Source organism: Sediminibacter sp. Hel_I_10 (assembly GCF_000688335.1).
In the GTDB taxonomy this organism is placed as follows: Bacteria; Bacteroidota; Bacteroidia; order Flavobacteriales; family Flavobacteriaceae; genus Psychroserpens.
Map to the genome: position 1 here is coordinate 3,767,398 of NZ_JHZX01000001.1, position 13,381 is coordinate 3,780,778.

The 13,381-nt window shown below is 36.6% G+C and carries 12 protein-coding genes; 7 read left to right on the plus strand and 5 right to left on the minus strand.

Annotated elements, in window-relative coordinates; all coding sequences use genetic code 11:
* Positions 1-186: 186 nt before the first annotated feature.
* Positions 187-2,337: a TonB-dependent receptor gene (locus P176_RS0117035; protein WP_026755830.1), complete on the plus strand. Its 2,151-nt coding sequence runs from the start codon at positions 187-189 to the stop codon at positions 2,335-2,337.
* Positions 2,338-2,409: 72 nt separating this feature from the next.
* Here the strand turns inward: P176_RS0117035 and P176_RS0117040 are convergent, their stop codons facing one another.
* Positions 2,410-2,964, minus strand: coding sequence for a thioredoxin family protein (locus tag P176_RS0117040; RefSeq protein WP_026755831.1), 555 nt, complete (start codon positions 2,962-2,964; stop codon positions 2,410-2,412).
* A 22-nt stretch (positions 2,965-2,986) separates the two neighbouring features.
* On the opposite strand from P176_RS0117040, the gene P176_RS0117045 reads away from it, so the two are divergent.
* Positions 2,987-3,322 carry a tRNA-binding protein gene (locus P176_RS0117045; protein ID WP_026755832.1) on the plus strand — a complete coding sequence of 112 codons (336 nt, stop codon included), beginning with the start codon at positions 2,987-2,989 and terminating at the stop codon, positions 3,320-3,322.
* Positions 3,323-3,465: 143 nt separating this feature from the next.
* Here P176_RS0117045 and P176_RS0117050 read toward each other — a convergent pair whose 3' ends face one another.
* Together P176_RS0117050 and P176_RS0117055 are read right to left on the minus strand one after the other, a co-directional pair.
* Positions 3,466-3,864 carry a PUR family DNA/RNA-binding protein gene (locus P176_RS0117050; protein ID WP_026755833.1) on the minus strand — a complete coding sequence of 133 codons (399 nt, stop codon included), beginning with the start codon at positions 3,862-3,864 and terminating at the stop codon, positions 3,466-3,468.
* A 70-nt stretch (positions 3,865-3,934) separates the two neighbouring features.
* Positions 3,935-5,692 (minus strand): ABC transporter ATP-binding protein, encoded by a 1,758-nt coding sequence (locus P176_RS0117055; protein WP_026755834.1) that lies wholly within the window; start codon positions 5,690-5,692, stop codon positions 3,935-3,937.
* Positions 5,693-5,820: 128 nt separating this feature from the next.
* On the opposite strand from P176_RS0117055, the gene P176_RS0117060 reads away from it, so the two are divergent.
* The 4 genes from P176_RS0117060 (at position 5,821) to yajC (ending at position 8,905) form a co-directional block, all read left to right on the plus strand.
* Positions 5,821-6,927, plus strand: a complete 1,107-nt coding sequence (locus P176_RS0117060) for a Glu/Leu/Phe/Val dehydrogenase (RefSeq protein WP_026755835.1) — start codon at positions 5,821-5,823, stop codon at positions 6,925-6,927.
* Positions 6,928-7,078: 151 nt separating this feature from the next.
* The gene (gene nusB, locus P176_RS0117065) at positions 7,079-7,990 is read left to right on the plus strand and encodes a transcription antitermination factor NusB (protein WP_231481285.1); all 912 of its coding nucleotides are present in this window, start codon (positions 7,079-7,081) and stop codon (positions 7,988-7,990) included.
* 121 nt (positions 7,991-8,111) lie between these two features.
* Positions 8,112-8,609, plus strand: a complete 498-nt coding sequence (locus tag P176_RS19740; RefSeq protein ID WP_037349020.1) for a DUF1573 domain-containing protein — start codon at positions 8,112-8,114, stop codon at positions 8,607-8,609.
* Between the two features lie 5 nt (positions 8,610-8,614).
* Positions 8,615-8,905, plus strand: a complete 291-nt coding sequence (gene yajC / locus P176_RS0117075) for a preprotein translocase subunit YajC (protein ID WP_026755837.1) — start codon at positions 8,615-8,617, stop codon at positions 8,903-8,905.
* A gap of 248 nt (positions 8,906-9,153) precedes the next feature.
* Here the strand turns inward: yajC and pepT are convergent, their stop codons facing one another.
* Positions 9,154-10,398, minus strand: coding sequence for a peptidase T (pepT, locus tag P176_RS0117080; RefSeq protein WP_026755838.1), 1,245 nt, complete (start codon positions 10,396-10,398; stop codon positions 9,154-9,156).
* 125 nt (positions 10,399-10,523) lie between these two features.
* Here pepT and P176_RS0117085 point away from each other — a divergent pair, with 125 nt between their 5' ends.
* Positions 10,524-11,567, plus strand: a complete 1,044-nt coding sequence (locus P176_RS0117085; protein ID WP_026755839.1) for a quinone-dependent dihydroorotate dehydrogenase — start codon at positions 10,524-10,526, stop codon at positions 11,565-11,567.
* Between the two features lie 47 nt (positions 11,568-11,614).
* Here P176_RS0117085 and P176_RS0117090 read toward each other — a convergent pair whose 3' ends face one another.
* A complete protein-coding gene (locus P176_RS0117090) occupies positions 11,615-13,369 on the minus strand; it encodes a T9SS type A sorting domain-containing protein (RefSeq protein WP_026755840.1) in 1,755 nt (584 codons plus the stop codon).
* Positions 13,370-13,381 lie beyond the last annotated feature (12 nt).

Consider the following 13,381-nt stretch of genomic DNA (forward strand, 5'->3'; position numbering starts at 1 on the left):
TAAGATACCTTGACCCATTTTAAACTGCGGTAGGATTAAGCTACTTTTAAAAAGTCACATAATTATTTATAGGAAACTTTAAATTTTCAACTCATCGTTATAATTCCACAATTCGGGATGTTCAAATTTTAAATTGATCATTAGCAACTGATATTTGGCCCAATCAACAGTCAAAATATCAATCTTATGCGAATATTGTTTTCTTTTTTCTTTCTTTTCATGTCTTTAATGACAAATAGCCAAACTACCATAAATGGTAGCGTAGTAGATTCAAAAAATCAAATCATTCCCGGTGCAAATGTGCATCTAGAAGGCACCTATGATGGTGCTACTACCGATGAATATGGTCATTTTAGTTTTACTACTGAAGAAGAGGGGTCTCAGGTGCTTCTTATTTCTTATATGTCTTATGAGACTAAAACAATAGTTGCCGAAGTATCGCAACTTAAAGATCTTAAAATTACCTTAAGAGAAGATATGGGGGCTTTGGATACGGTGGTGATTTCTGCAGGATCGTTTGAAGCTAATGATAATAGTAAGGTTTCCGTTTTAAAACCCTTAGATGTGGTTACCACTGCAAGTGCTTTGGGAGATTTTGTGGGTGCACTTCAAACCTTACCAGGAACCTCTACAGTAGCCGAAGATGGTCGTCTCTTCGTTCGTGGCGGTGATGCTAATGAAACGCAGATTTTTATAGATGGTATTCGTGTTTTTACACCCTATACACCAACTGCCAACAATACACCAACCCGGGGACGATATTCTCCGTTTTTATTTGATGGCATTACCTTTTCAACCGGTGGTTATTCTGCGGAATACGGAAATGCACTATCCAGTGTGCTATTGCTAAATACGGTTGATGAGCCAGATCAAGAAAAAACAGATATTGGGATCATGAGCGTTGGCGGAAGTCTTGGCCATACCGAAAAATGGGAGAAAACGTCTTTAAGTGTCAATGCATCCTACATTAACTTAGCGCCTTATATTGCCTTGTTTCCAGATCGCAATGAGTGGGAGAAGCCGTATCAAGGTGCTCAGGGAGAAGCCGTATTTCGTCAAAAAGCAAATTCAGGAATGCTCAAATTTTATGCAGCTTTTGATGCATCCAATTTTGATCTTAATCAAGAAGACATTAATGATCCTAATGGTGTGGATTTTAAATTAAATAATAAGAATTTTTACGCCAATTCTTCATACCAAGGGACTTTAGGCCAAGGGTGGTCTTTGAATACGGGATTGAGTTATACTATCACAAATACTGATATAGGGATCAATACCGATGATATTTCAAATAAGGAAAACAGTGCCCATTTTAAGCTCAAGTTTAAAAAGCGCTTTAATAGCCGATTCAAAATCAATTTTGGAGCAGAACATTTTGTAACAGATTTTGATGAGGATTATATTTCTGAGAATATGTTAAGTCGTTATGGTTTCAAGAGTAACAACTCAGCGGCGTTTGTGGAGTCTGATATTATTTTTAGTAAAAATCTGGCGCTCAAACTAGGGATGAGAACAGATCATTATGCGCTTTCAGATCAACTGAACTTTGCCCCAAGAGCGTCATTAGCTTATAAAACCTCAAAAAACGGTCAGTTGTCTGTAGCTTATGGTGATTTTTATCAAAATGCGAATAATGACATTTTGAAATTTTCAGATACGGTCATCCCAGAACAGGCTAAGCATTATATCATGAATTATCAATATGTCAATAATGGCAGATTGTTTCGTGCTGAACTCTACCGAAAGGATTATAATAATCTGGTAAAATTTGATGCCGATTTTCCAGACTTAAATTCGGTTTATACTAATGGAGGTGATGGTTACGCTCAAGGTTTGGATGTGTTTTGGAGGGATAACACGAGTATAAAAAATATGGACTATTGGATCAGCTACTCGTATTTAGATACCGAGCGCGATTATCGTAATTTCCCTATAGCTGCGCAACCTAATTTTGCAAATACTCATAATTTTTCGGCCGTGACAAAATATTGGATTGAAGATTGGAAGAGTCAAGTAGGGTTTGCCTATACCTTTGCTTCGGGTAGGCCATACACCAATCCTAATACTAATGATTTTTTAAGCGAGACCACAAAAAGTTTCAACAACTTGAGTGTCAATTGGGCCTATTTGTTAAGCCCGCAAAAGATTTTATACCTATCGGTTAATAATGTTCTCGGTTTTAGCAATGTTTATGGCTATCAATATGCAAACACACCAAATGCCGACGGAAATTTTAATAGAAGGGCACTAAAGCCTGCGGCAGATTCCTTTTTCTTCGTTGGATTCTTTTGGACCATTAGTGATGATGGTAAAGACAATCAGTTGGATAATTTATAGGGAATTATGATGTTGCACCTTAGCATCAAATGATCGTGATTTTAAAACGGAACATGTTGCCTAAATAAATGCTTATTTCCACTTAATATTACAGCCAATGCTTGGTTTTTGATCTTGATCAATTTCAGTGTTATCCAATAAGGCATTTAACGCCGCTCTTAGATCTTTACCGGTAACAGGAATTTCATTTCCAGGTCTAGAATCATCAAGTTGGCCTCGATACACTAATTTCAAATCGTTATCAAAAACAAAGAAATCTGGAGTGCACGCTGCGTCATAAGCTTTGGCGATGTCTTGGGTTTCATCATACAAATAGGGGAAAATGAAATCTTGGTCTATGGCATTTTTTTTCATTTCATCTGGACCATCTTGCGGATAATTTTTTGCATCATTACTAGAGATGGCAATACACTCAATGCCTTTGGGGGTGTAATCTTTAGCGAGTTTTGAGAGTTGGGCATTAATGTGCTTTACAAAAGGGCAATGGTTACAAATAAACATAATAACGGTGCCTTTTACCCCTTTAAGCATGTCTAAAGAAGGATAGGTGTCATCAATAGTATTTAAGAGCTCAAATTTAGGAGCAGTTGTGCCTAAAGGCATCATTTTAGATTCTGTACGTGACATTTTTGTCTTATTTTTATAAGATATGGAAAAGATAACGACTTTTGTAGACTTTACAAAGGTAGATTTAAGAGTAGGAACTATTATTGAGGTCAATGATTTTGATGAAGCCCGAAAGCCTGCCTTTCAACTTAAGATTGATTTCGGGGCTTTAGGAATCAAAAAAACTTCTGCTCAAATTACAACAAGATACCAGAAAGAAGCATTAATAAATCGACAGATTGTGGCTGTTGTTAATTTTCCGAAGAAACAAATCGCTAACTTTATGAGTGAGTGTTTATTATTAGGAGCAGTAGACGGTAAGGATGTTATTTTATTAAATCCAGAACGTAAGATCAAAAACGGAACAGTAGTGTCTTAAGCGCACTCTCTGTTTTTTGTGCCCACTCCAAAACGTTAGAGTTTTATAGAGAAGTTTTACCAGAAACACAGTGTTGAGACTTCTAAACATAAAAAACCGTCACTTTTAAAGTAACGGTTTTTTTATGTTTTATGACCAAGGATCTAAATATCGTCAAAACTGATATCTGTAAACTTTTCAGTAGAGGAGGAGCTAATCGCTTCGCCACCTTCAGCAAGATCATCATTAGGATCGTAATCGTCTTTTTTGAAGTCTTTTTGATGACGCTCACTAATGACTTCGTCTCCCTTTTGGTCGATAATGTAGTCTGTCATTTCTTTCAAAAGCTCATTAAACTCAGTAAAGTCTTCTTTGTAAAGGTAGATTTTGTGTTTCTTGTAATGAAAAGAACCATCGTCATTAGTGAATTTTTTACTTTCGGTAATGGTCAAATAATAATCACCTGCTTTGGTTGCTCTTACGTCAAAAAAGTAAGTGCGTCTTCCTGCGCGTTGTACTTTTGAGAATATTTCCTCTTGCTGCATCATTCCTTTATCACTCATGGTTCATTTCTGGTTTTGGTGGTTTTTTAGTGGCTCAAAAATCTAAAAAAAAAGTAAAGTAAGCAACAAATTAATCCATTTCTTTTGCGCTGAGCTGTTTGAGATACAAATCTTTGTAGTAACCATCTGTTTGAATGAGACTTTCATGAGAGCCATTTTGAATGATTTTACCTTCGTCTAAAACAATGATTTTATCGGCTCCTTTGGCAGAAGAGACCCTATGGCTTACAATAATAGTAGTTTTGCCTTTAGACAGTTGACGCAAATTATTTAATATCTTTTCTTCGGTCTCTGTGTCTACAGCAGAAAGACAGTCGTCAAACAATAAGATCTCTGGAGATTTAATAATGGCTCTAGCAATAGAAATACGTTGCTTTTGTCCGCCAGACAGTGTGATGCCGCGTTCGCCCAATTTGGTTTGATAGCCTTTGGCAAAGCCTTTAATGTTTTTATGAACATCAGAGTTTTTAGCTGCAGCAATCACTTCGGCTTCGGTAGCATCTTCTTTTCCAAATTTGATGTTTTGCTCAATGGTGTCCGAAAACAGAAAGGCATCTTGGGGCACATAACCAATACTATCTCTTAAACTTTTAAGATTGATCTGGTCTATAATTTTTCCGTCGATTTTAACACTCCCTTTTTGAACATCATAAAGTCTGCCAATCAAATCTAAAATTGTGGATTTACCAGAACCTGTATTTCCTAGAATAGCGAGTGTTTGTCCAGCCTCTATTTCAAAACTCACATCGGTGAGCGCCTGGATATTGGTATCTGAGTAAATAAAAGTAACATTGTCAAAAGCAACAGTTCCTTGAATTTCTGATGCTTCGGAAATGTGATTTTTAATCTCTGGTTCTTCTTCTAAAAAGGCATTGATGCGTTTTTGTGAAGCTTCTGCTTGTTGTACCAAATCGGTTACCCAACCTACAGTGGCTACGGGCCAGGTGAGCATATTCACGTAAATGAGAAACTCGGCAATGGTGCCAAGATCTTGAATCTCACCATTGATGTATTGCATGCCACCTACATAAGCCACCAAAATATTGCTCACTCCAATTAACAAGATCATCGAAGGGAAAAACATGGCCTGTACTCTGGCCAAATCAATTTGTTTGGCCTTGCTTTCTTCTGAAAGTGTATTGAAAGCATCGTAGTTTGGAGTTTCGATCCCGTAGGATTTTATAACTGAAATCCCGCTAAAGGATTCTTGAGTATAAGCCGATAAAGACGATAAGTATTCTTGAACAATACGGCTTCGTTTGTTAATAATGGTGCTCAATTTATAAACTATAAAGGATAGCACAGGCAAAGGTAAAATGGTATACAGCGTAAGCTTTGGAGCCGTATTAAACATGTAAATTAAAGCGACAACAAATAAGGTGATCATATTAATGGTATACATGATCGCTGGACCTGCATACGATCGTACTTTACCAACATCTTCGCTAATGCGGTTCATTAAATCACCTGTTCTATTCGATTTATAAAAGTTGAGCGATAAATTTTGGTATTGTTGATAAATCTCATTTTTAAGATCATATTCGATATAACGCGATACATTAATAATGGTCTGTCTCATCAAAAACGTTAGAACACCAGCAATAACGGCTGCACCAATAAGGTAAATGATGTTCATCCCAAGGTCATGCTTAAAGGTTTCTGTAGAAATATCACCCTTTACTGCCTGCGAAATTGTGGTTATAGAACGGCCAATGAGTCTCGGTGTAAACAATGCAAAAACCTTTGCACCTATGGTTATAAAAATACCTAGAAAAAGTTTATACCGATACTTATAAAAGTACTTATTTATATGTTGTAATGCTTTCATTTAGCGCGATTGGGCCTTAGTGTATTGCAGGTATATTTACCATGCAATATTTGTTACTCCTTTAATATTCATGTACTTTTGCATCCTTATTTGCTCCAAATCAAAAATGCATTTAATCCTATATGGCAATGACATCAAATGATACAAGTCGCAATTTCGAACGAATTGATTCTGGTCCTCTTTTTGGACATTCCTCTTTTGACGAACACGAACAAATTATTTTTTTCAGCGACAAAGATACTGGTTTAAAAGCAATAATTGGGATCCATAATTCAGTTTTGGGACCTGCGCTTGGTGGTGTGAGAATGATGAATTACGCCAACGAAAATGAAGCATTAAATGATGTTTTGCGCCTTTCTAGAGGGATGACCTTCAAATCGGCCATTACTGGACTAAATCTAGGCGGTGGAAAAGCTGTAATTATAGGAGATCCCAAAACACAAAAAACACCAGAGCTCATCAAACGCTTTGCCGAATGTGTACATAGTTTGGGCGGACATTATATTACTACCGAAGATGTGGGAACAACGCCACAAGACATGGACCTGATAAGAAAACACACTCCTTATGTTGCTGGTATTTCAGAAAGCAATGGTGGCACGGGAAATCCTGCGCCAATCTCGGCTTTTGGAGTATTTATGGGCATGAAAGCTGCCGCTAAATTTAAATTTGATAATGATGTGCTTGAAGACAAAGTGGTTTTTGTACAAGGCATTGGTCAAGTAGGCGAGGCACTTATCGAAAATTTGATGAATGAAGGGGCCAAGGTCACCATCTCAGACATTAATAAAGAACGGATGGCAAAAGTAGCCGCGAAGTATGGCGTCACTATTTATGATGGTGATGATATTTTTAGTGAACCGATGGATATTTATGCACCATGTGCTTTGGGGGCTACTATAAATGATGATAGTATTAGCCGTATGAAAGCGTCTATTATAGCTGGTAGTGCCAACAATCAATTGCAAAATGAAGCACGTCACGGCAAATTGTTGCAAGATAAGGGCATTCTTTATGCTCCAGATTTTTTAATTAACGCTGGTGGCTTAATAAATGTGTATGCAGAATTGGAGAATTATGACAAACAAGAAGTCATGCGTAAGACCGAAAACATCTACAATACAACGTTAGAAACATTAAAACGCGCAAAAGCAGAAGGTATTGGTACTAACTTAGCGGCGATGAACCTTGCTAAAGAGCGTATTGCGACCAGAAAACTTGAGAGATCAAATTAAGCAATATTGCACCTTTTGATTGCTTGATTATTTTAAAATAATACTATTTTTGCACAGCGAATTAAGAGGCCTATCTAAAACCATTAATTCGCTTACTAATTTTTAGTTCTTTGTAAAGATGCTCAACAGACGACACATTCGTATTAAAGTAATGCAAACCCTTTACGCTTCTAAAGGAAGTGAAAGTGAAAACATCAAACCCATAGAAAACTTCCTGGTTAAAAGTCTCGACAGCATGTACGATCTGTACTTGGCCCAGATGTCTCTATTGATCGAAATCCATAAAAAAGCAGAAGATCATCTTGACAAGACCCAGCAAAAGATTTTAGCCACAAAGGAAGAGAAAAATCCAAACGTTAAGTTTATTAATAACGAAGTGCTCCAATTGCTTCGTCAAAATGCCGCTTTAAAAGATAAGTTTGAAGGGCAAAAGGTCAATTTATGGTATTTAGACTTTGAGTACATCGATGTTATTTTTAAAAACATCTTAGAAAGTGATCTTTATAAAGCGTACATGTCTACTAAAACGTCGACGTTTAAAGAAGACAAGCTTTTTTTAATAGACCTTTTTACCGAAATCATTGCACCTAATGATAAGTTGTATGATTTCTTTGAAGATACCCGATTAACTTGGTTAGATGATTTACCTGTAGTCAATACTGCCATTTTAAAACTTCTTAAAAAAGTAAAACCAACTTCTGCGGAAACCATCTTTACTCCAAAATTATTCAAGGATATGGAAGATCGTGATTTTGGGATTGAACTGTTAAAGAAAACCGTTTTAAACCAAGCATCATTTAGTGAGGAGATCTCCGGAAAAACTAAGAATTGGGATGCTGAGCGTATTACTCAAATTGATAACATTTTAATGCAAATGGCATTATGTGAGTTTCAAAAATTTCCGTCGATACCTGTAAAAGTTACCATTAATGAGTATTTAGAGATTGCTAAAGAATATAGTACTCCAAAAAGTAGTAACTTTATTAACGGCATCTTGGATAAGATCGTGAAAGAATACAAATCTAATGATAAGCTACATAAAGTAGGGCGTGGGTTGATGTAAGATCATTTTAACTCAAAGACTGTTAATCTTTTGCTTCAAAAGGGGCCAAAAATTTTAATTCCATAAAATAATTGTTACTTTTGGTCTCTTAAATCAGAAATAACCTAATAAAACAATAGCAATGAAAAAAGTAGTTTTAGGATTGAGCGCACTTTGTATGTTAGCCTTGACCTCTTGTAAAGAAGATGCAACAAGTAAAATTGATTCAGACAATGTAACGGCTGCCGCTGAAAGAGATGCGTCATCTAGCGAATATCCAATGATTTCTTTTGAAGAGAAAGAGCATGATTTTGGTACCATCGCTAATGGTACTCCTGTTGAGACTAAGTTTAAATATACAAACACAGGTGATTCACCGTTAGTGGTTAGCAATATTAAAAGTACTTGTGGATGTACTGTACCTTCAGATTGGAACAGAGATCCTTTAGCTCCTGGAGAGTCTTCAGAATTTACAGTAAAGTTTAACGGTAAAGGAACTAACCAAGTTCAAAAAACAATTACCTTAACTACCAATACTGAAAAAGGTTCTGAAACTGTAAAGATCAAAGCTTTCGTAGAGCCAGATCCAAATGCACCAGCTAAAAGAGCAGGTTCAGCAGCAATTAAACCTGCACAATAATATATATGGGTATTACAGATATATTACCTTTCGTAGCCATGTTTGCAGTGGTGTATTTCTTTATGATTGCGCCGCAAATGAAGCGTGCAAAACAAGAAAAGAAATTTGCAGCAGAGCTTAAGAGAGGAGACAAAGTCATAACAAAAAGTGGATTACACGGTAAGGTGGTTGACTTGAATGATAAAGATAACTCTTGTGTAATTGAAACACTTGCTGGAAAAATTAAATTTGAGCGTTCTGCAATTTCTATGGAAATGAGCAAAAAGCTTAATACACCAGTAGTGACGACGAAATAAAAATAATTATTTATAATAAAAAAAACTCCAGAACGATTGTTCTGGAGTTTTTTTGTTTCAACCGATCTCTCATTGCTCAGAGGTTTTTGTAGGTATCACGAAGTCCTAGACCTCTTAGAATCATGGACTCCATTTTTTCCATTCTAGAGTACATTTTAGCTTCTTATTTTCCGTCTTTAGCTATGCAGAATTATAACTGTATATCTGGAGAAAAGACTTCAAAACTTTCTTTTAATTGAAGGTTGGTCTTAACTTTTCGGCTTTAACGCGGTCAGCTCTGCAATTTTACAGATGACTTCCGTGGCTTTTATCATACTTTCTACAGGTACATATTCATAACGTCCGTGAAAGTTGTGGCCTCCAGCAAATATATTGGGGCAAGGTAGGCCCATATAGCTCAATTGCGATCCATCGGTTCCACCACGAATAGGTTTAATAATGGGCTCTATATTTAATTGTTTCATAGCTTTTTCAGCAATATCCACAATATGTTTTACAGGCTCTACTTTTTCCTTCATGTTAAAATATTGGTCCTTAATTTCAATGGAAATGACCTCACGACCATATTCGGCATTGATCTCATCGGTAAGCTGTTGCATCATTTCCTTTCGTGCTTCAAAATGATCTTTATCATGATCACGGATGATGTATTTTAGGACGGTTTCATCTACGCTCCCTTCAATGTCATGTAAATGGAAAAAACCTTGATAGTCTTCGGTATGCTCTGGTGTTTCTAATCTTGGTAAGGAATTTATAAAGTCGGTAGCAATGTACATGGAATTTACCATTTTTCCTTTGGCATACCCTGGATGAACAATTTTTCCTTTTACGGTGACTTTGGCACCGGCTGCATTGAAATTTTCGTATTCCAACTCGCCAACTTGGCTACCGTCCATAGTATAGGCATAGTCTGCACCAAATTTTTCAACGTCAAATTTATGAGCACCACGGCCAATTTCCTCATCTGGCGTAAATCCTACTTTTATGGTTCCGTGTTTGATTTCTGGATGCTGAATCAAATACTCCATTGCCGAAACAATCTCTGTAATACCAGCCTTATCATCGGCTCCTAATAGCGTTGTGCCATCCGTAACAATCAACGTATCTCCTACATACAAAAGGAGATCTTCAAAATAGGAGGGCGATAAAATGATGTTTTGTTCTTTATTGAGCACAATGTCTTTTCCATCATATAAATCAATAACTCTTGGCTTTACGTTGGCTCCTGTAAAATCTGGCGAGGTATCAAAATGAGAAATAAAGCCAATTGTTGGTACTTTATGATCTACGTTGCTTGGTAAGGTCGCCATAATGTAGGCATTGTCATCAATGCTAACCTCTTGCATACCAATAGCGATGAGCTCTTTAGCGAGACTATTTGCCAAGTCCCATTGTTTTGAAGTACTAGGAGTGGTGTTACTCTCTGGGTCAGACTCTGTGTCGACGGTTACGTAACTTACAAAACGTTTTATAATATCTTTTTTTGCAATCATAGCAGTTGCTTATTCGTTTAAAAATTTAATAAATGCACTTGTATTCAAAAATACCATTAATTTCTAAATTGATTAATTCGAATAGTATGCAAATGAATAGTATTTTTGCATCATAAATATTCAAGATGTATAAAGCCCTCCTTAGACCCATCTTATTCAAGTTTGATCCTGAAAAGGTACATCACTTCACATTCTCATTAATCAATACCCTTAGTAAAATTCCTGGTGTTCCAGCAATTTTTAGAAGTCAATATCAAATAGAGCATAAGGCTTTAGAGCGAGAGCTTTTCGGACTCAAATTTAAAAATCCGGTAGGTTTGGCGGCTGGTTTTGATAAAAATGCGGTACTATACAATGAGCTGGCGAATTTTGGTTTTGGGTTTATTGAAATAGGAACAGTAACACCTAAGGCCCAAGAAGGAAACCCGAAGAAGCGATTATTTCGATTAAAGGAAGATCAAGCCATCATCAATAGAATGGGGTTTAATAACGAAGGTCTAGAAGCAGCTATCTCGCAATTAAAAAAGAATAAAGGACGATTGATCATTGGAGGGAATATTGGTAAAAACACACAGACGCTTCCAGAAGATTATACTAAGGATTATTTAGAATGCTTCAATGAGTTACATCCGTACGTCGATTACTTTGTACTTAACGTAAGTTGCCCAAACGTAGGTAGCCACGCTAAACTTAATGATAAAGATTATCTGGTAGAGCTCATTTCCGAAGTAAAAAAAGCGAATCTTAATTTTAAGAAGCAAAGACCAATTTTATTGAAAATTGCGCCAGACCTTAATACTACCCAATTAGATGAAATTGTAGAATTGGTTGAAGAAACAAAACTAGATGGTGTTATTGCAAGTAATACCTCTACAGATCGTAGTGGTCTTATCGCATCTGATAAGCGCCTTCAAGATATAGGAAATGGTGGCTTAAGTGGGCAACCTATTAAAGACAAATCGACCAAGGTTATCAAATACCTGGCAGATAAGAGTGATAAGTCTTTTCCTATTATTGGAGTAGGAGGGATACATTCTGCAGAGGATGCTTTAGAAAAATTAAATGCTGGTGCAGATTTGGTTCAACTCTATACAGGGTTTATTTACGAAGGGCCTCAACTTATTAAAGCAATCAATAAAGCAATTATAAAAAAAGCGAACCAAAATTAAATTTGATTCGCTTTTCTTCAATAAGTAGGTTAGGTAGATATTAAAATTTAGTTTTTAATGAATGGAATTGTCAGGAGTCCGCTATCTTTAGAAAGCTTGACAAAGTACATTCCACTGTGTAATGAGGCTACATTGATCTTAAGATCAGATAAGCTGTTGATGTTTTTTTGAGCTACTTTTTGACCCAAAGTATTATAGATTTCATACGTGTCTGGCAGTTTAGAATTGTTAGCCAATTTAATCGTAATATCAGAAGTGGTAGGATTTGGGAATAAAGAGATATTATCTTTGCTCAAAAATTGACTAGCTGATAATGTTTCGTTCGCCATGTAGGTTTCTTCACCAGAAGCATAATCACTTCCAGATACAAGAAGTACATTGTTGGCATCTCTTAATTCATAACTTCCACTTCCTCCACTTGAACAACAGATCCCGTTACCAGCGCTATCGCTAATTTCAAATTTATAGCAGTCTGTAGAAATACTGTTTACAGCGAATGTTTCGGTAATGGTGACGTTATCATCGCTACCTTCAGTGTAAGGACCTCCAGAATAAAGTGTATTTCCTTCGCCGTCTTTAAGAGCCCATGTAATTTCAGAAGGACGATCATCTGTGTTGAGCGTTAATTGTAATTGAGATGTGCTTACCGTTCTTACGCCAATGTTGACAAACTCTGCTTGCATCATGCCTATGGTTGTGGCATCATCGCTTGTAATGCTCAAAGCCACATCGTATTTACCTGCATCTGTATAAGTATGAGTTGGGTTTTGAGTCGTGTAATCTACAATGCCATCAGCATTAACATCCCATTCCCAAGAGGTGGCACCAACGCTATTATCTGTAAAGTTTACCGTCATTGAGTTGTTACAATCATTACTGTAAGACGTTTCAAAGGCCACATTTAAATCTGGACAAGTGAGGTTGGCACGTGCCGTTTGATATACGGCGTTGATTCTTGCATACTGTTGAGGAGAAAACACATTTCTACACTCTTTGCGAGAGTAAGACATTAAATTTTGTTCATCTGGAACATAAGTATCGTTGTTAGCATCAACACTGCTTCCTGTATAGGTACATGAGTAATTGACGTTACTGTAGCTTAATTTTGGATCAGCTGGTGTATCACAAATATAATCACCATTATAATCACAGTTTGAACCATCTACAAGCTCGGTAGTTGTAGAAAAGTTACCATGAGTATGAGATAAGGCAAAAAAGTGTCCCATTTCATGAGATAATGTGCTCCCGTTTGTAGCACAAGAATTTTTCATTAAAATGGTTTCTGGACCACCAGGGAAATATGCATAACCACATAAACTAGATCCCGTGGCAGATACCACCGTATTAGCAAAATAAATATTGATAACGTCTTCAATATTATGACTAGACGTTAAAGCACTTTCTTCGCTTTTATTAAAATTATAATACTCTGAGCTATCTATATAGTTTATACCACCACAAACAAAAAATTCTATGGAGGCGTTGGCATAAATAGCGTTCATTTCGGTAATGGCGTCATTGAGTTGAGACTCTGATAAACCACCGCTGCCATCATCGGTTCTTAATACGTGAGCTTTGATTGGGACAAAGTTTAAAAATTCTGCAGAACGAGACATGAACTGTTGGGTGTATCCCTTTTCAATTTTTTGAAGTTCTGGTAAAAGTTGCAAAAAACCAGCTTCGGCTTCGGGGGAAACGATAGTTCCGCATTCTGGTTCAATTTGAGCATTTACGTTGAGGCCGCAAAATGTGAATAATGTGAGGGCACTCAATTTGACTGAGAGTTGTAGTTTTTTAAACATAATAAGTAGGTT